Consider the following 15763-nt stretch of genomic DNA (forward strand, 5'->3'; position numbering starts at 1 on the left):
ATTCCCGCCCCCCCCTACCGCGGCCGGGGGCCGGAATCCGCCCCGGTCCCGCCCCCCGGGGGGGTGGGCCGGGGCGCGCCCCCCCCCCCCCCCCCCCCCCCCCCGCCACGCGGGGGGGGGGGGCTGGGGGGGCCCACGGGCGGACTTACGCGGACGCGCAGTTCGGGCACGTACCGCGGTACGTCACCTCCACGTCCGAGACGGTGAAGCCGAAGCGCTCCGAGTCGGGGAGGTCGGCCAACGGGTTGCCCGTCGGGTGGACGTCGCGGATCGCGCCGCACTGGGCGCAGACCAGGTGGTGGTGGGGCCGGTGCGCGTTCGGGTCGTACCGCTTGGCGCGCTTGTCCGTGGCGACCTCCAGCACCTCACCGAGCGAGACCAGCTCGCCCAGGGTGTTGTAGACGGTCGCCCGGGAGATCTCCGGGAGCCTCGTGACGGCCCTGGCGTGCACCTCGTCGGCGGTCAGATGGACGTGTTCGCCGTCGAGGACCTCGGCCACGACGCGTCGCTGCGCGGTCATGCGCCATCCGCGTCCACGCAGCCGTTCCAGAAGGTCACTCATACAGACCAGCCTAACAGCAAGGGGACCAGGTCCCGAACGGGTGTGACTTTGGAGCTTTACTTGACTTAGACATTGTCCATTGTAGGATCGGGACCGGCATTAGCCAAGGGACAGGTTTTGCAGGATTGGCGCAGGAGGCCTACGTGACTCAGGGACCGCTTACTACGGAAGCCGGTGCTCCGGTAGCCGACAACCAGAACAGCGAGACCGCGGGCCTCGGCGGCCCGGTGCTCGTGCAGGACCAGCTCCTCCTGGAGAAGCTGGCCCACTTCAACCGTGAGCGCATCCCGGAGCGTGTCGTGCACGCCCGCGGCGCCGGCGCCTACGGCACCTTCACGGTCACCGCCGATGTCACCAAGTACACCCGCGCCAAGTTCCTCTCCGAGGTCGGCAAGCAGACGGAGGTCTTCCTCCGCTTCTCGACCGTGGCCGGCAACCTGGGCGCGGCGGACGCCGTCCGTGACCCGCGTGGTTTCGCGCTGAAGTTCTACACCGAAGAGGGCAACTACGACCTCGTCGGCAACAACACCCCGGTGTTCTTCATCAAGGACGCCATCAAGTTCCCCGACTTCATCCACACCCAGAAGCGCGACCCTTACACGGGTTCGCAGGAGGCGGACAACGTCTGGGACTTCTGGAGTCTGTCGCCCGAGTCGACCCACCAGGTGACCTGGCTGCACGGCGACCGCGGCATCCCCGCCTCGTACCGCCACATGGACGGCTTCGGCTCGCACACCTTCCAGTGGAACAACGAGGCCGGCGAGGCCTTCTGGGTGAAGTACCACTTCAAGACGGACCAGGGCATCAAGAACCTGACCGCCGAGGAGGCCGAGGTCCTCGCGGGCAAGGACCCCGACTCCCACCAGCGTGACCTGCGCGAGGCCATCGAGCGCGGCGACTTCCCGTCCTGGACCGTCGGCGTGCAGATCATGCCGGTGGCCGAGGCGGCGAACTACCGCTTCAACCCGTTCGACCTGACCAAGGTCTGGCCGCACGCGGACTACCCGGTCATCGAGTTCGGCAAGCTGGAGCTGAACCGCAACCCGGAGAACATCTTCGCCGAGGTCGAGCAGTCGATCTTCTCCCCGGCGCACTTCGTGCCCGGCATCGGCCCGTCCCCGGACAAGATGCTCCAGGGCCGCCTCTTCGCCTACGGCGACGCCCACCGCTACCGCGTCGGCATCAACGCCGACCACCTGCCGGTGAACCGCCCGCACGCCACCGAGGCGCGCACCCACTCCCGTGACGGCTACCTGTACGACGGCCGCCACAAGGGCGCGAAGAACTACGAGCCGAACAGCTTCGGCGGCCCGTTCCAGACGGACCGCGCGCTGTGGCAGCCGATCGCGGTCACCGGCGCCACCGGCGAGACGGCGGCTCCCTCGCACGCCGAGGACAACGACTTCGTCCAGGCGGGCAACCTGTACCGCCTGATGTCGGAGGACGAGAAGGAGCGCCTGATCAACAACCTGGCCGGCGGCATCTCGCAGGTCTCGCGCGAGGACATCATCGAGCGCGCGATCAACAACTTCCGTCAGGCCGACGGTGACTTCGGCAAGCGGCTGGAGGCCGCGGTCCAGGCCCTGCGCGGCTGACGTCCAGCACTGGACCGCTTGTCGTAGCGGCGGGCCGGATCCCCGGGGACGGGGGTCCGGCCCGTTCGTCATGCCGGGCGGCGCGCGGAGTCCCGGCGTACGCGTCCCGCGGCACCGGGATCAGGCGGGCACCACCGGAGCCGGGTGCTGCCGGGCCGGGGCCCAGCAGCGGATGATGTCGCGGACCGAGACGATGCCGACCGGCTCCTGGCGGTCGAGGACGATGAGGTGGCGGAAACCGCCGTGCGCCATCGCCCCGGCCGCCTCCTCCAGCCTCCAGGACGGCGCGGCGAACACGACGTCGGTGGTGGTGTGGGCGTGGGCGCGCTCGGCGTCCGGGTCCTGGCCCAGGCCGAGGGAGTTGAGGATGTCGCGTTCGGTGAGGATGCCGATGCCGCCGGCGTCGGGGTCGTGCACGACGGCCGCTCCGACGCGGCGGGCGGACATCAGCGCGGCGGCCTGGCGCAGGGTGTGGGCGGGGCCGATGGTGAGGACGACCGTGCTCATGGCTTCGCGGACGAGCATGGGTGGAGCCACCTCCTGCCGGTGATCCATGAGTTCGTTCATGGATTCACATGTTCACAAGTGGGGGAAATCCTCAGGGTGGCAGGTAAAGCCCGGGTCAACAAGGGGGCGCGGAGGGGCAGTCGGCGTGCGCGGGGGCGGGCTCAGTAGCGCTGGTTCAGGTGTCCGAGCAGTTCGTCGTGGAGCAGGCCGTTGGACGCGGCGGCGTTGCCGCTGTGCGGGCCGGGACGTCCGTCGAGGCCCGTGAACGTGCCCCCGGCCTCCGTGACGATGATCGCGTTCGCGGCCATGTCCCAGAGGGAGAGCTCGGGTTCGGCGCAGATGTCGACCGAGCCCTCGGCGACCATCATGTACGGCCAGAAGTCGCCGTAGGCGCGCGTGCGCCACACCTCGCGCGTCAAGTCCAGGAAGCCGTCGAGCCGGCCCTGCTCCTCCCAGCCGCTGAGCGAGGAGTACGCGAAGGAGGCGTCGGAGAGCGACGAGACCTTGGAGACCTGGAGCCGGGAGGCCGAGGTCAGGCTGCGGCCGGTGAAGGCGCCGTGGTCCTTGGCGGCCCACCAGCGGCGGCCGAGGGCGGGGGCGGAGACCAGGCCGACGACGGGGTGGTAGCCCCCTTCGCCCGCTTCCATCAGGGAGATGAGGGTGGCCCAGACGGGAACGCCGCGCACGTAGTTCTTGGTGCCGTCGATCGGGTCGACGACCCAGCGGCGGGGGCCGGTGCCCTCCACGCCGTACTCCTCGCCGAGGACGGCGTCGCGGGGACGGGCGCGGGAGAGGTGGCCGCGGATGAGTTCCTCGGCGGCCTTGTCCGCTTCGCTGACCGGGGTCATGTCCGGCTTGGTCTCGACCTTCAGGTCGAGCGCCTTGAAGCGGTCCATCGTCGCGGCGTCGGCGGCGTCCGCGAGGACGTGGGCGAGGCGGAGGTCGTCGAGGTAGTCGGGCATGCGGCCACGGTATCTGCCGGGGGCGGGGCGGGGCCAACAGGGGTTCGGCGGGGAGAGGGCGCCCGAGCGGGGGTGATCGCGGTGATGAGGGACGGCGGCGGCGGGCGTGTCGGGAAGGTGCGGCGGGCCGGGTCGTCCGGCTCGGCCCTGACCGGGTGCCCGTGGCCACGGCCCGCCGGCCGGGGGCCGTCAGGGCTCTTGACAAGGTCCGCAAACCCGTCAAATCTGGGCGACGGGTCGCTTCGGTCCAGGGGAGGCGCCGGTGCCCTCAGCGCGGGAGTCCCTGCTCGATGCCGCCGGCACGGCACTGTCGCGCCGGCCGTGGTCCGCCGTGCGGATGGTGGACGTGGCGGCGGCCGCCGGGGTGTCCCGGCAGACGCTCTACAACGAGTTCGGCAGCAAGGACGGCCTCGGCCGGGCGCTCGTGCGCAGGGAGGCCGACGGCTATCTCGCCGGCGTGGACCGCGCGCTCTCCGCCCCCGGCGACCCCCGTGAGAGGCTCACCGCGACGGCCGAGTGGACGACGTCCGCCGCCGTGGACAACGCGCTGGTCCGGGCCCTGCTCACCGGATGCTGGGGGACCTGGCTGCCCGCGCCCGCGCCGGGACCCGTACCGTCCTCCTGCGCGGCGCCGGCCCAGCGGCGGGCCGAAAGTCCGCTGCCCTCGCCCGGCGACCTGGTCGACCTCGTCCGCGACCGCGCCGTCGCCGCGCTGGCCGGACCCGGGACGCCCCGCCCGAAGGCCGCCGAACTCGCCCGCACCTGCGAACTCGCCGTCCGCCTCGCCCTGTCCTGCGTCACCGCACCGCCCGGCGGACCCGGCGTCTCGGAACTCGTCCGCACCGCCCTGCCAGGGCAGTTGGCGCCGTAGCGGCCGGGGGCGTCAGTGCGCGGAGCCCGACAACTGCAGCCCGATCACACCGATGATGACCAGGCTGATCGAGACGATCTTCAGCGTGGAGACCAGGTCGCCGAGGAAGACCATGCCGTAGATGGCCGTGCCCGCCGCACCGATGCCGGTCCACACGGCATACGCCGGGCCGACGTCGAGCTTCTTCAGCGACATCGTCAGCAGGCCGAAACTCCCGAGCGCGAAGGCGCAGAACGCGATCGTGGGCCACAGCCGGGTGAACCCGTGCGAGAGCTTCAGACACACGGCGAAGCCGGTCTCGAGCACCCCGGCCACTATGACCAGCAGCCACGCCATGTGTCGTCCTCCCGTGGTCACTGCCGTGACCGCTTCGTCGTTCGGCTTCGCGCAGGCCTGGATCCGGCTTGGTGCGATTATGCACTTACCGATCCCGAGCCAGGGCAAACAACGCGGAGGTCAGTCGCCTTCCTTCCGCTCCCGCGTGGACAGCAGCCGGCGCAGCGAGTACAGCCGGGCCGGGTCGGCGTGGCCCTCGGCGACATACGCGTCCAGCGCGCAGTCCGGCTCGTCGTGGCTGCACGCGCGGGGGCAGCCCGCGGTGCCCGGCTCCAGGTCGGGGAAGGCGTGGATCACACGGGACGGGTCGATGTGGGCGAGCCCGAACGACCGCACGCCCGGGGTGTCGACGACCCAGCCGCCCGCGTCCGAGGACAGCGGCAGGGCGAGGGCGGAGGTCGTCGTGTGCCGGCCGCGCCCCGTCACCGCGTTGACATGACCCGTCGTACGCCGGCGGTCCTCCGGCACCAGCGCGTTGACCAGGGTCGTCTTGCCGACGCCCGAGTGGCCGACGAACGCGGTGACCTTGCCGTCCAGATGCTCGCGCACACGGTCGGCGGCGTCGCCGTTCTCCAGCTCCTCACGGCTGGTGACGACGTAGGGGATGTCCAGGGCGCCGTACAGGCCGAGCAGTTCGTCGGGCGGGGCGAGGTCCGACTTGGTCATCACCAGCAGCGGGGTGAGGCCGCCGTCGAAGGCCGCGACCAGGCAGCGGTCGATGAGGCGCGGACGCGGCTCGGGGTCGGCGAGGGCGGTGACGATGGCGAGCTGGTCGGCGTTGGCGACGACCACGCGCTCGTAGGGATCGTCGTCGTCGGCCGTGCGCCGCAGGACCGAGGTGCGCTCCTCGATGCGGACGATCCGCGCGAGCGTGTCCTTCTTGCCGGACAGATCACCGACCAGCGCCACCCGGTCGCCGACGACCGCCGCCTTGCGGCCCAGTTCCCGCGCCTTCATCGCCACCACGGGCCGGTCGTCGACGAGACAGGTCAGCCGCCCCCGGTCCACGGTGAGGACCAGGCCCTCGGCGGCGTCCTCGTGCTTGGGCCGGATGTGGGTGCGCGGCCGGTTGCCCTTGCGGTTGGGGCGCGAGCGGATGTCGTCCTCGTCGGTGTGCTTGCCGTAGCGGCGCATGGCGATCGGTCCCTACGCCCCGAGCATCCCGGCCCACAGCTCGGGGAAGTCGGGCAGGGTCTTGGCGGTGGTCGCCACGTTCTCGATCTCCACGCCCTCGACCGCCAGGCCGATGATCGCTCCGGCGGTGGCCATGCGGTGGTCCTCGTAGGTGTGGAAGACCCCGCCGTGCAGGCCGCGCGGGCGGATGTGCAGCCCGTCGGCGGTCTCGGTGACGTCACCGCCGAGTCCGTTGATCTCCTTGGTGAGCGCGGCCAGGCGGTCCGTCTCGTGCAGGCGCAGGTGCGCCACCCCGCGCAGGGTGGAGGGGGAGTCCGCGAGGGCCGCGACGGCCGCGATGCCCGGGGTCAGCTCGCCGACCTCGCCGAGGTCCACGTCGATGCCGTGCACGGCACCCGATCCGGTGAACACCAGACCGTAGTCGGTCAGTTCGCAGGAACCGCCCATCTCGGTGAAGATCTCGCGCAGCCGGTCGCCGGGCTGGGTGGTGCGGGCCGGCCAGTCCGGGATCACGACCCTGCCGCCGGTCACCAGGGCCGCGGCGAGGAACGGCTGGGCGTTGGACAGGTCGGGCTCGATCGTGAGGTCGCGGCCGAGCAGCGCGCCCGGCTTGACCCGCCACACGTTCGGCTCGCCGCCGGACTCCGGGGTGTCGACCTGGGCGCCGACCGAGCGCAGCATGTCGACGGTCATCCGGATGTGCGGCATGGACGGCAGCGCGGAGCCGGTGTGGCGGACCTCGACGCCCTGGTTGAAGCGCGGGCCGGACAGCAGCAGGGCGCTGACGAACTGCGAGGACGAGGACGCGTCGATCTCGACCGGGCCGCCCTCCAGGGCACCGCCGCCGTGCACGGTCATCGGCAGCGCGCCGCGCCCGTCGTCGTCCACCCGGGCACCGAGGGCGCGCAGCGCGTCGATCACGCCGTGCAGCGGGCGCTCGTACGAACGCGGGTCGCCGTCGAAGCGGACGGGACCGTCGGCCAGCGTGGCGACCGGGGGCAGGAAGCGCATGACCGTGCCGGCGTTGCCGACGTCGACCGTGGCGGGGCCGCGCAGCCCGGCCGGGATGACCCGCCAGAACTCGCCGGTGCCGTCGGGGCCGACGCCCTCCTCGATCTCGACGCCCATCGCCCGCAGCGCCCCGGCCATCAGCAGGGTGTCGCGGGAGCGCAGCGGGCGGCGCAGCCAGCCGGGCTCGGAGGCGAGGGCGGCCAGCACCAGGGCGCGGTTGGTGACCGACTTCGACCCCGGCACGTGGACGGTCGCGTCGACGGCTGCGCTCGCGTGCGGGGCGGGCCAGAGGGCGGTGTGCGCGGGATTCACGGTCATGGGCCCCACTTTAATGGCTGGGACCGGCCGGGAATCTTGATCGAGGGCGGCGTCGTCCGACCGGCCCCCGCCGCTCACGGCTCCAGCAGCCAGCGGCCTCCGCCGATCAGCGAGCACAGCGACACCGCGTGGAACAGGAGGAACCACACCCCCGCCGGCGCGTGGGAGAGCCGGGCGAGCTGGTCCGCGTCCGAGTCCCCCGCCCCGCCGCGCGCCCGCTTGGCCTGAAGCTCGAACGGCGGACGCACCCCGCCCAGCAGCAGGAACCACACCGCCGCGTACGCGAACGCGGCCTGCACCTGCGGGCCGGCCAGCCAGGACACCAGCAGGAACGTCCCGCCGGTCAGCACGACCGTCAGCACCCCGTACGCGTTGCGGATCATCACCAGCAGGGCGACCAGCAGGGCGGTCGCCACCCACAGCAGCAGCGTGATCCGCCCCGAGGCCAGCAGCGCGGCCCCGCCCAGGCCCAGCAGCGAGGGGGCGGTGTAGCCGGCCACCGCGGTGAGGATCATGCCGAGCCCGTGCGGCTTGCCCCGGCTCACGGTCAGTCCGCTGGTGTCCGAGTGGAGTGTGATCCCGGTCAGCGTGCGCCCCGTGAGCAGCGCCACGAGCCCGTGCCCGCCCTCGTGCGCGATGGTGATCGCGTTGCGTGCCGTCCGCCACAGCGGGCGCGGCACGACGACGGCGAGCGCCGCGGCCAGGGTGGCGACCACCACCCACAGCTCGGGATCGGGCTGGGTGCCGGAGACCTCGTCCCACAGGGAGGCGAGCGAGGCCGATGCGAGGTGATCCATGGTCGGTGAGGGCTCCTCGTACGGGCGAGCGGGGGTGTGGCGCGCAGCGCCTCGGTGGGGAGTGGTGGTCGGGAGACGGGTGGGCCTGGCAGTGTGGCACGTATGTGCGGACGGTATGCGTCGAGTCGACGGCCCGAGGATCTCGCGGGAGTCTTCGAGATCGAGAAGTGGGAACCCGAGGAGACCCTGGAGCCCGACTACAACGTGGCGCCGACCAAAGAGGTCTACGCCGTCCTGGACCGCCCTCTGAAGGACGCCGGGGATCCGAGGCCGGTTCGCCAGCTGCGCACACTGAAGTGGGGACTCGTCCCCTCCTGGGCCAGGACGCCCGAGGGCGGCGCCCGGATGATCAACGCCCGCGCGGAGACCGTCCACGAGAAGCCGTCCTTCCGCCGCGCCTTCGCCGCCCGCCGCTGCATCCTGCCCGCCGACGGCTACTACGAGTGGGTCACCGGCAAGCAGGAGCGCGACCTGGAGGTCGAGGGGCGCAAGAAGCGGCCGCGCAAGCAGCCGTACTTCGTGACCCCGGCGGACGGGTCGGTGTTCGCCATGGCCGGGCTGTACGAGTTCTGGCGGGACCGGACACTGCCGGACGACCATCCCCGGGCCTGGTGGGTGACGTGCTCGGTGATCACGACCGAGGCGGAGACCGCCCCCCTCGCCGTCGCCCCGGCCGACGGCCCGCGGGCGCTCGCCGACATCCACCCGCGCATGCCGCTGATGCTGACGCCGGACCGCTGGGACGCCTGGCTCGACCCGGCGCGCACCGACCCCGCCGACCTGGCCGGCCTGCTGGCGCCGCCGCCCGCCGGGCTGATGCGCGCGTTCCCCGTCTCCACCGCCGTCAGCAACGTCCGCAACAACGGGCCCGAGCTGCTCAAGGAGCTGGAGGCACCGGAAGAGGGCACACTCTTCTGACGTGACGACCCAGACCATCGACACGGACGCCGGCACCGCCCGCATCACCTGGCACCCGGCCACCGAGCCCCGTCTCGTCCTCGCCGTGAGCCACGGCGCGGGCGGCGGCATCGAGGCGCGCGACCTGCGGGCGCTGGCGGCAGTGCTGCCCGGGCACGGCGTGAGCGTGGCCCTCGTCGAGCAGCCCTGGCGGGTCGCCGGCAAGAAGCTGGCGCCCGCCCCGAAGACCCTGGACAGCGGCTGGCGCGGCCTGTGGCCCGCCCTCGCCGAACCCGGCCTGCCCGTGGTCGCCGGCGGCCGCAGCGCCGGCGCCCGCGTCGCCTGCCGGACCGCCTCCGAACTGGGCGCCCACGCCGTCCTCGCCCTGAGCTTCCCGCTGCACCCGCCGGGCAGGCCCGAGAAGTCCCGCGCCGCGGAGCTGCTCGGCGCGGGGGTGCGCACCCTCGTCGTCCAGGGCGGCAACGACCCGTTCGGGAAGCCCGAGGAGTTCCCCGAAGGGACCTACGACCTGATCGAAGTGCCGTACGGCGATCACGGGTTCGCCGTGCCCAAGCGGGCGGACATCACCCAGGAACGGGCCCTGGAACTGATCACCGACGGCGTCGCGCAGTGGGCCGGCTCACTCGTCTGACACCCCGGGAATGACCGGCGCACCACCGCTGTTGTGGGGGACATACGTTGCTGAGCCATTCAGCACCGACGCCGTAGGAGAGGAAGTCCGCCGCATGGGTTCGACCTTCTGCCCACCCGTCTCCCCCCTCCACGCCGTGGACGGGCTGCGCCCGGCAGAGTCGGATTCGCGTCGCAGCCGTGCCGACCTGGACTGGACGGTGCTGCACGCGGCGAAGACCGCCCCTATTCGGGCGGCGGGCGGACCGGATCGTCGTCTATCCTCCGATTCGAGTGGGGCCGGTCTCGGCTCCGCGACGTCACTGGAGGAGGTGGGTCCGGTCACTGGGACCGACGCAGGGACCGAACACGGCCAGGCGGAGCAGCCCGAGGGCCGGGGCACGGGCGCGGAGTCGACCGCGGAGCGCAGTGCGCGCTTCGAGCGGGACGCGCTCGAGTTCCTCGACCAGATGTACTCGGCCGCGCTGCGCATGACCCGCAACCCGGCCGACGCCGAGGACCTGGTGCAGGAGACCTACGCCAAGGCGTACGCGTCCTTCCACCAGTTCCGTGAGGGCACCAACCTCAAGGCGTGGCTCTACCGCATCCTCACGAACACCTTCATCAACTCGTACCGCAAGAAGCAGCGCGAACCCCAGCGCAGCGCGGCCGAGGAGATCGAGGACTGGCAGCTCGCCCGTGCCGAGTCGCACATGTCGACGGGTCTGCGCTCCGCCGAGTCGCAGGCGCTCGACCACCTGCCCGACTCGGACGTGAAGCAGGCGCTCCAGGCGATCCCCGAGGAGTTCCGCATCGCCGTGTACCTCGCCGATGTCGAGGGCTTTGCCTACAAGGAGATCGCGGACATCATGGGGACACCCATCGGAACGGTGATGTCCCGGCTGCACCGGGGCCGCCGGCAGCTCCGCGGCATGCTGGAGGACTACGCCCGCGACCGTGGTCTGGTCCCGGCCGGCGCCGGAGAGTCGAACGAAGCGAAAGGCTCGGGGTCATGAGCTGCGGAGAGCCGCACGAGACGGAATGCAGCGAAATCCTCGATCATCTCTACGAGTTCCTCGACCGGGAGATGCCGGACTCGGACTGCGTGAAGTTCGAGCACCACTTCGAGGAGTGCTCGCCCTGCCTGGAGAAGTACGGGCTGGAGCAGGCCGTGAAGAAGCTGGTCAAGCGGTGCTGCGGACACGACGACGTGCCGGGTGACCTGCGCGCCAAGGTCATGGGCCGGATCGACCTGATCCGCTCGGGCCAGTCGGTGCCCGAGCACGACGTGACGGCCGCGCCGCCGACTCCGCAGGAGTCCTGAGCCCGTCGCACGCGAGGCGTCACTCGTCCGTGCTAATCCGCGGGTGAACCGCCCGCCGTCCCCCTGCCGCGGTCCTAGGCTCTCCGGAGCCTGACAGGCATGGCCCCGGGGGAGGCGATCATGGACGCGGTACCGGCTCGGGCGCGCGTGTACGTCGCCGGTGCCGTCCTCGCCGCCCTGCTGTGCCTGAGCCCGCTGCCGGGCCCGGACACGCCCTGGCGGCTCGTGTTCCCGCTCGCCGTGCTGTACGCGGGATGCGAGCGGGTCGCCCGGTCCCGGTTCGTCGGCACCTGCTATCCGGTGCTGCTCGCCGGAGTGTTCCTGCTGCCGCCCCCGGCCGCCGCGTTCGTGGCGCTGCCGGGGGCGCTGCTGTCCCCGGTGGAGCAGCGGCCGGCCGCCCTGCGGCGTGCCTGGCGGGCCGCGCAGCTCACGCTCGCCGCCTGGGCCGCGGCCCAGGTGCACTGGACGCTGGGCGGCCGGGACGCGGTCGCGGCGCCCGACTTCCCCTACGTGCTCCTGCCCGCCGGCGCCGCGGTGCTGGCCTTCTGCGCGGTGCTGACCGTGCTGGACGGCGGCATCCTGGCGCTGGCCGACCGGGTGCCGGCGCGGCGGGCCTGGCGGGGGCTGTTCTGGCGTTCGCTCGCCCCCGTCGCCGTGCACGGACTCGCCGGGCTGATGATGGCGGTCCTGTGGCTCAGCCCGTACGGTCCCGTCGCCGCGCTGCTCGTGCTGCTGCCGATGGGCGTGGCCTCGTGGGCGTTCGCCCAGTACCACCGGGAGAGGGCGGCCCACCAGGCGACCATCCGGGCCCTCGTGCAGGCCGTCGACATCAAGGACGGCTACACGCGCGGGCACAGCGAACGCGTCGGCCGGGCCTCGATGATGATCGCCCGCGAACTGGGTCTGGACGACGAACGCGTCGAGACGCTCCGCTTCGCCGGGATCCTGCACGACGTGGGCAAGCTCGGGGTGCCGACGCGGCTGCTGCGCAAGGACGGGCCGCTGACGCCCGAGGAGCGGCGCGTGATCGAGCTGCACCCCGAGTACGGGCACGAGATGGTGCGCGGCATCCGCTTCCTCGGCGAGGCCCGGGCCGCGGTACTGCACCACCACGAACGCCTGGACGGCAGCGGCTACCCCTACGGGCTGGCGGGCGCCCAGATCCCCGAGTCGGCGCGGGTGGTCGCCGTCGCCGACGCCTTCGACGCCATGACGTCCACCCGTTCCTACAGCAGGGCACGGCCGGTCTCGGCGGCCGTCGAGGAACTCCGGCGCTGCGCGGGGGCCCAGTTCGACCCGCGGATGGTCGGGGCGCTGGTGCGGGCCGTCGCCCGCCACGGCTGGCACCCCGTCGTGACCGCCGACGGCACCCCCGCCGGCCCGCCCCGCCCGGCCGCCGGCGGGGGCGATGCCGCGCGCGACGGTGCCGTGAAGGGTGCTCCGTGAGGCGGCGCGGAGCCGGGGCGGCGGCCGCGTCGCCCCCGGCCGCCGGAAGGGCCGCGCCGTGACCTCGCCCGGGGCGGCGGGCGCCCCGTCCCGTGCGCACCGGCTCCGGTGGCGGCGGGCCCGGACGGCCCCGCGGACGCCCCCGGTGCTCCCGCTGATGCACGCCGCCGCCGGCCTCCTCGCGCTCGGGTGCCTCGCCTCCGTGCTGTGGTCGGGGCTCGTGGAACGCCCCGTCGCCGCCGCCTTCGGATGCCTCGTCGCGCTCGGCGAACTGACGCGCCGCGCCGAGGGGGAGGGCCGAGAGGGCGCGCCGCTCGCCACCGCCGGGGCACTGGCGTACGCGCTGCTCGGGGACGTCGCCGGGCGGCCCACGCAGCACGGCGTCGCCCAGACCGTCGCCGTCGTGCTCGCGGCCTCCCTGCTCGGCAGCGTGCCGCACGTCGCACGCGGGAACGGACCCGTCCTCGACCATCTGGCGCGGCGCCTGCTCACCGTCGCCTTCGCCGCCGTGTGCTTCCGGCCGCCGGCCGCCCAGGGCACCTTCCGCGACTGGGGCGGCTCCGCCCACGCGCTGCTGCTGATCGGACTGCTCGCCCTGACCGCGCTGTGCGACGCCGTGCTCGCCGCGGCACCCGCGCACGCGCGCACCGGGTGGCCCTTCGGCCCGCTGCTGCGCGAGCAACTGCGGGGCGTGGTCGGCATCACCTCCGCGGTCTGCGCGACGGGGGCGGTGATGGCGCTCGCCGTGGCCGTCGCGGGGCTGTGGGCGCTGCCCGTCTTCTGCGTGCCGCTGCTGCTCGCCCAGCTCTCCTTCCGGCGGTACGCCGCCGTCCGCGCCACCTACCGGCAGACCATCGCCTCCCTCGCCCGCGCCACCGAGATCGCCGGGTACACCCCGGCCGGGCACGCCCGCCGCGTCGCCGAGCTGAGCGCGGCCGTCGGACGGGACCTCGGGCTGTCCGGGCCCGAACTGACCGTGCTGGAGTACGCGGCCCTCATGCACGACATCGGACAGCTCAGCCTCGTCGACCCGGTCCCCGGCGGAGCCACCGCCGGCCTGCCCGCGGCCGAGCAACGGCGCATCGCGCTGCTCGGCGGGGCCGTCGTACGCCAGACCGGCGTCGACGCGGCCGTCGCCGTGGTGGTGGAGCGGCAGGCCGACCCCTGCGCGGAGCAGCCGGTCGCCGCCCGGATCGTGCGCGCCGTCAACGCCTACGAGGAGAGGGCGCGGGACGCGGGGCCGGGCGGTGACCTGTCCGCGCTGGAGGAGCTGCGCCTGGCCACCGCGGGCGACTACGCTCCGGAAGTGGTGGAAGCGCTGGCCCGGGTGCTGTCCCGAGGCAGCCTTACCTCGCCCGCGGCTGGGTAACCCATGGGTAATGAGCGCCCTCCAGGCCGTACGTGGTTTGATGCGCAGGAGAGGGTGTCCGGGGGCGCGGAAAGGCACAGCCAGCCCACTGAACGGAACTGGCAGGCGGGAATCGTGAGGATCTTCGGCAAGGGACGGCACCGGCCCTCCGCCTCCTGGCGGCAGGCCACCGACCGTGCGTTCACGCTGATCGGCGACGGTCGCTACGAGGACGCGGGGGCGCTGCTGACGCGGGCCGCCGACCTGGAGCCGTGGCTGTCGGAGTCGTGGTTCAACCTCGCCCTGCTGCACAAGTTCCGGCACGACTGGGAGCAGGCGAGGGCGGCGGGACTCAGGGCCGTCGCGCTGCTCGACCGGGACAGCGGCGCGCCGGACTGGTGGAACGTCGGCATCGCCGCGACCGCCCTCCAGGACTGGCCGCTGGCCCGGCGCGCATGGCAGGCCTACGGGCTGAAGACGCCCGGCGACGCCACCGACGCCGGTGAACCCCTCGGCATGGACCTGGGCAGCGCGGCCGTGCGGCTCTCCCCGGAGGGCGAGGCCGAGGTGGTGTGGGGACGGCGGCTGGACCCCGCGCGCATCGAGGTGCTGTCCATCCCGCTGCCGTCCTCCGGGCGCCGCTGGGGCGAGGTCGTGCTGCACGACGGCGTCCCCCACGGGGAGCGCACCACGGCCGCCGGGCACGCCTACCCCGTCTTCGACGAGATCGAGCTGTGGGCGCCGTCGCCCGTGCCCACCTGGGTGGTCCTCCTGGAGGCCGCCACCGAGGCCGACCGGGACGCCCTGGAACAGCTCGCCGCGGACGCGGGGTTCGCCGCGGAGGACTGGTCGTCGTCGGTGCGGTTGCTGTGCCGGATGTGTTCCGAGTCGCGGATGCCGTCGGACGAGGGTGACGGGGAGCACCTGGATCCGCACGACCACAGCGAGCCCGGCCACCCCGGTCCGCTGGGGCACCGGACGGACGGGCAGTTGTGGGTGCCGGAGCGGGAGTGCGGCGTGGCAGCGCCGGCCTCTCTGGTCCGGGGGCTGCTGGACGGGTGGGTCGCGGACAGTCCCGATTCCCGTGACTGGCGGGATCTCGAAGAGGTGTGCTGAGGCCCCCCTCCCGTCCCGGCTGCTCGCCCGGTTCCCCGCGCCCCCTCCGGGACGCGTTCCCCGTACCCTGTATCAGGCATCAACCCGGGTTTCACTGAGGAAGGCATACGTCGGTCATGGCGCAGCAGGACACCGATCAGCAGCACGCGGGCGTGCTCCCCGTGGACGACGAGGGCTTCGTCGTCGACACCGAGGACTGCGAGGAGCGCGAGACGGCCTGGCGTGAGCGCGGGACCTCGCGCCCGATCACGGTGGTCGGCAACCCGGTGCTGCACAAGGAGTGCCAGGACGTCACCGACTTCGGCGACGAGCTCCAGGAGCTGGTCGCGGACATGTTCGCCAGCCAGCGCACCGCCGAGGGCGTCGGCCTCGCCGCCAACCAGATCGGCGTCGACAAGAAGGTCTTCGTCTACGACTGCCCCGACGACGAGGGCGTCCGCCACGTCGGCGTGGTCTGCAACCCGAAGCTCGTCGAACTGCCCGCCGACCGGCGCCGCCTCGACGACAGCAACGAGGGCTGCCTGTCCGTGCCGACCGCCTACGCGCCGCTCGCCCGCCCCGACTACGCCGAGGTGACGGGGCAGGACGAGAAGGGCAACCCGATCAAGGTGCGCGGCACCGGTTACTTCGCGCGCTGCCTCCAGCACGAGACCGACCACCTGTACGGGTACCTCTACATCGACCGGCTCTCCAAGCGCGAGCGCAAGGACGCGCTGCGGCAGATGGCCGAGAACGAGCCGCGCTACCCCGTGGTCGCGAACGACTGACCGCGGGGGGCGGCCGCACAAGTCCCGGGCGCACGGCGCCCGTTCGGGTCACACCCGGGCGGGCGCCGTTCGTCTGTCCGCCGTGGGTTCCCCCCTTCCCCGCCCCGCCCCCGCCCGAGATCCAAAGCCGCCACACAACAGG

General features: G+C 73.1%; 17 protein-coding genes. 10 read left to right on the forward strand and 7 right to left on the reverse strand.

Annotated elements, in window-relative coordinates; genetic code table 11:
* Nucleotides 1-145: 145 nt before the first annotated feature.
* The gene (locus tag ACH499_RS27050) at nt 146-562 is read right to left on the reverse strand and encodes a Fur family transcriptional regulator (RefSeq protein WP_356201849.1); all 417 of its coding nucleotides are present in this window, start codon (nt 560-562) and stop codon (nt 146-148) included.
* Nucleotides 563-705: 143 nt separating this feature from the next.
* On the opposite strand from ACH499_RS27050, the gene ACH499_RS27055 reads away from it, so the two are divergent.
* Nucleotides 706-2157 carry a catalase gene (locus tag ACH499_RS27055; RefSeq protein WP_392829700.1) on the forward strand — a complete coding sequence of 484 codons (1452 nt, stop codon included), beginning with the start codon at nt 706-708 and terminating at the stop codon, nt 2155-2157.
* Nucleotides 2158-2277: 120 nt separating this feature from the next.
* On the opposite strand, the gene ACH499_RS27060 is transcribed toward ACH499_RS27055, so the two are convergent.
* A complete protein-coding gene (locus ACH499_RS27060; protein WP_356201858.1) occupies nt 2278-2682 on the reverse strand; it encodes a CBS domain-containing protein in 405 nt (134 codons plus the stop codon).
* Nucleotides 2683-2825: 143 nt separating this feature from the next.
* Nucleotides 2826-3626 carry a histidinol-phosphatase gene (gene hisN, locus ACH499_RS27065; protein ID WP_356201845.1) on the reverse strand — a complete coding sequence of 267 codons (801 nt, stop codon included), beginning with the start codon at nt 3624-3626 and terminating at the stop codon, nt 2826-2828.
* Between the two features lie 262 nt (nt 3627-3888).
* On the opposite strand from hisN, the gene ACH499_RS27070 reads away from it, so the two are divergent.
* Nucleotides 3889-4497, forward strand: coding sequence for a TetR/AcrR family transcriptional regulator (locus tag ACH499_RS27070; RefSeq protein ID WP_399018948.1), 609 nt, complete (start codon nt 3889-3891; stop codon nt 4495-4497).
* Between the two features lie 12 nt (nt 4498-4509).
* On the opposite strand, the gene ACH499_RS27075 is transcribed toward ACH499_RS27070, so the two are convergent.
* The 4 genes from ACH499_RS27075 to ACH499_RS27090 form a co-directional block, all read right to left on the reverse strand.
* Nucleotides 4510-4833, reverse strand: a complete 324-nt coding sequence (locus ACH499_RS27075; RefSeq protein ID WP_030400671.1) for a multidrug efflux SMR transporter — start codon at nt 4831-4833, stop codon at nt 4510-4512.
* A 120-nt stretch (nt 4834-4953) separates the two neighbouring features.
* Nucleotides 4954-5967 (reverse strand): ribosome small subunit-dependent GTPase A, encoded by a 1014-nt coding sequence (gene rsgA / locus ACH499_RS27080; protein WP_399018950.1) that lies wholly within the window; start codon nt 5965-5967, stop codon nt 4954-4956.
* A gap of 12 nt (nt 5968-5979) precedes the next feature.
* Nucleotides 5980-7296: a 3-phosphoshikimate 1-carboxyvinyltransferase gene (gene aroA, locus ACH499_RS27085; RefSeq protein WP_356201839.1), complete on the reverse strand. Its 1317-nt coding sequence runs from the start codon at nt 7294-7296 to the stop codon at nt 5980-5982.
* Nucleotides 7297-7370: 74 nt separating this feature from the next.
* Complete coding sequence (locus ACH499_RS27090; RefSeq protein ID WP_399018953.1) at nt 7371-8093, reverse strand: M50 family metallopeptidase; 723 nt, start codon at nt 8091-8093, stop codon at nt 7371-7373.
* Nucleotides 8094-8195: 102 nt separating this feature from the next.
* Here ACH499_RS27090 and ACH499_RS27095 point away from each other — a divergent pair, with 102 nt between their 5' ends.
* From ACH499_RS27095 to def, 8 genes are all read left to right on the forward strand, one after another.
* Nucleotides 8196-9011, forward strand: coding sequence for an SOS response-associated peptidase (locus ACH499_RS27095; protein ID WP_356201835.1), 816 nt, complete (start codon nt 8196-8198; stop codon nt 9009-9011).
* A gap of 1 nt (nt 9012) precedes the next feature.
* Nucleotides 9013-9642 carry an alpha/beta family hydrolase gene (locus ACH499_RS27100; protein ID WP_399018955.1) on the forward strand — a complete coding sequence of 210 codons (630 nt, stop codon included), beginning with the start codon at nt 9013-9015 and terminating at the stop codon, nt 9640-9642.
* Between the two features lie 310 nt (nt 9643-9952).
* Nucleotides 9953-10636: an RNA polymerase sigma factor SigR gene (gene sigR, locus ACH499_RS27105; protein WP_003973756.1), complete on the forward strand. Its 684-nt coding sequence runs from the start codon at nt 9953-9955 to the stop codon at nt 10634-10636.
* A complete protein-coding gene (rsrA, locus tag ACH499_RS27110) occupies nt 10633-10944 on the forward strand; it encodes a mycothiol system anti-sigma-R factor (protein WP_356201831.1) in 312 nt (103 codons plus the stop codon). Before sigR ends, rsrA begins: the two co-directional genes overlap by 4 nt.
* A gap of 120 nt (nt 10945-11064) precedes the next feature.
* On the forward strand, nt 11065-12390 hold the full coding sequence (locus ACH499_RS27115; RefSeq protein WP_399019146.1) for an HD-GYP domain-containing protein: 1326 nt from the start codon (nt 11065-11067) through the stop codon (nt 12388-12390).
* A gap of 157 nt (nt 12391-12547) precedes the next feature.
* Entirely contained in the window at nt 12548-13759 is a 1212-nt protein-coding gene (locus ACH499_RS27120) for an HD-GYP domain-containing protein (protein WP_399019148.1), read from the forward strand.
* A 114-nt stretch (nt 13760-13873) separates the two neighbouring features.
* Complete coding sequence (locus ACH499_RS27125) at nt 13874-14854, forward strand: hypothetical protein (protein WP_356201828.1); 981 nt, start codon at nt 13874-13876, stop codon at nt 14852-14854.
* A 116-nt stretch (nt 14855-14970) separates the two neighbouring features.
* Nucleotides 14971-15621: a peptide deformylase gene (gene def / locus ACH499_RS27130; RefSeq protein WP_356201826.1), complete on the forward strand. Its 651-nt coding sequence runs from the start codon at nt 14971-14973 to the stop codon at nt 15619-15621.
* The last annotated feature ends 142 nt before the right edge of the window (nt 15622-15763 follow it).

Source organism: Streptomyces sp. NPDC018947 (genome assembly GCF_044390505.1).
Taxonomy (GTDB): domain Bacteria; phylum Actinomycetota; class Actinomycetes; order Streptomycetales; family Streptomycetaceae; genus Streptomyces.

Excerpts from the sequence above, each read along its gene's own strand:
- ACH499_RS27050 (WP_356201849.1), bottom strand. The coding sequence starts at position 562 with ATGAGTGACCTTCTGGAACGGCTGCGTGGACGCGGATGGCGCATGACC.
- ACH499_RS27060 (WP_356201858.1), bottom strand. The coding sequence starts at position 2,682 with ATGCTCGTCCGCGAAGCCATGAGCACGGTCGTCCTCACCATCGGCCCC.
- hisN (WP_356201845.1), bottom strand. The coding sequence starts at position 3,626 with ATGCCCGACTACCTCGACGACCTCCGCCTCGCCCACGTCCTCGCGGAC.
- ACH499_RS27075 (WP_030400671.1), bottom strand. The coding sequence starts at position 4,833 with ATGGCGTGGCTGCTGGTCATAGTGGCCGGGGTGCTCGAGACCGGCTTC.
- rsgA (WP_399018950.1), bottom strand. The coding sequence starts at position 5,967 with ATGCGCCGCTACGGCAAGCACACCGACGAGGACGACATCCGCTCGCGC.
- aroA (WP_356201839.1), bottom strand. The coding sequence starts at position 7,296 with ATGACCGTGAATCCCGCGCACACCGCCCTCTGGCCCGCCCCGCACGCG.
- ACH499_RS27090 (WP_399018953.1), bottom strand. The coding sequence starts at position 8,093 with ATGGATCACCTCGCATCGGCCTCGCTCGCCTCCCTGTGGGACGAGGTC.
- ACH499_RS27095 (WP_356201835.1), top strand. The coding sequence starts at position 8,196 with ATGTGCGGACGGTATGCGTCGAGTCGACGGCCCGAGGATCTCGCGGGA.
- rsrA (WP_356201831.1), top strand. The coding sequence starts at position 10,633 with ATGAGCTGCGGAGAGCCGCACGAGACGGAATGCAGCGAAATCCTCGAT.
- ACH499_RS27115 (WP_399019146.1), top strand. The coding sequence starts at position 11,065 with ATGGACGCGGTACCGGCTCGGGCGCGCGTGTACGTCGCCGGTGCCGTC.
- ACH499_RS27120 (WP_399019148.1), top strand. The coding sequence starts at position 12,548 with ATGCACGCCGCCGCCGGCCTCCTCGCGCTCGGGTGCCTCGCCTCCGTG.
- def (WP_356201826.1), top strand. The coding sequence starts at position 14,971 with ATGGCGCAGCAGGACACCGATCAGCAGCACGCGGGCGTGCTCCCCGTG.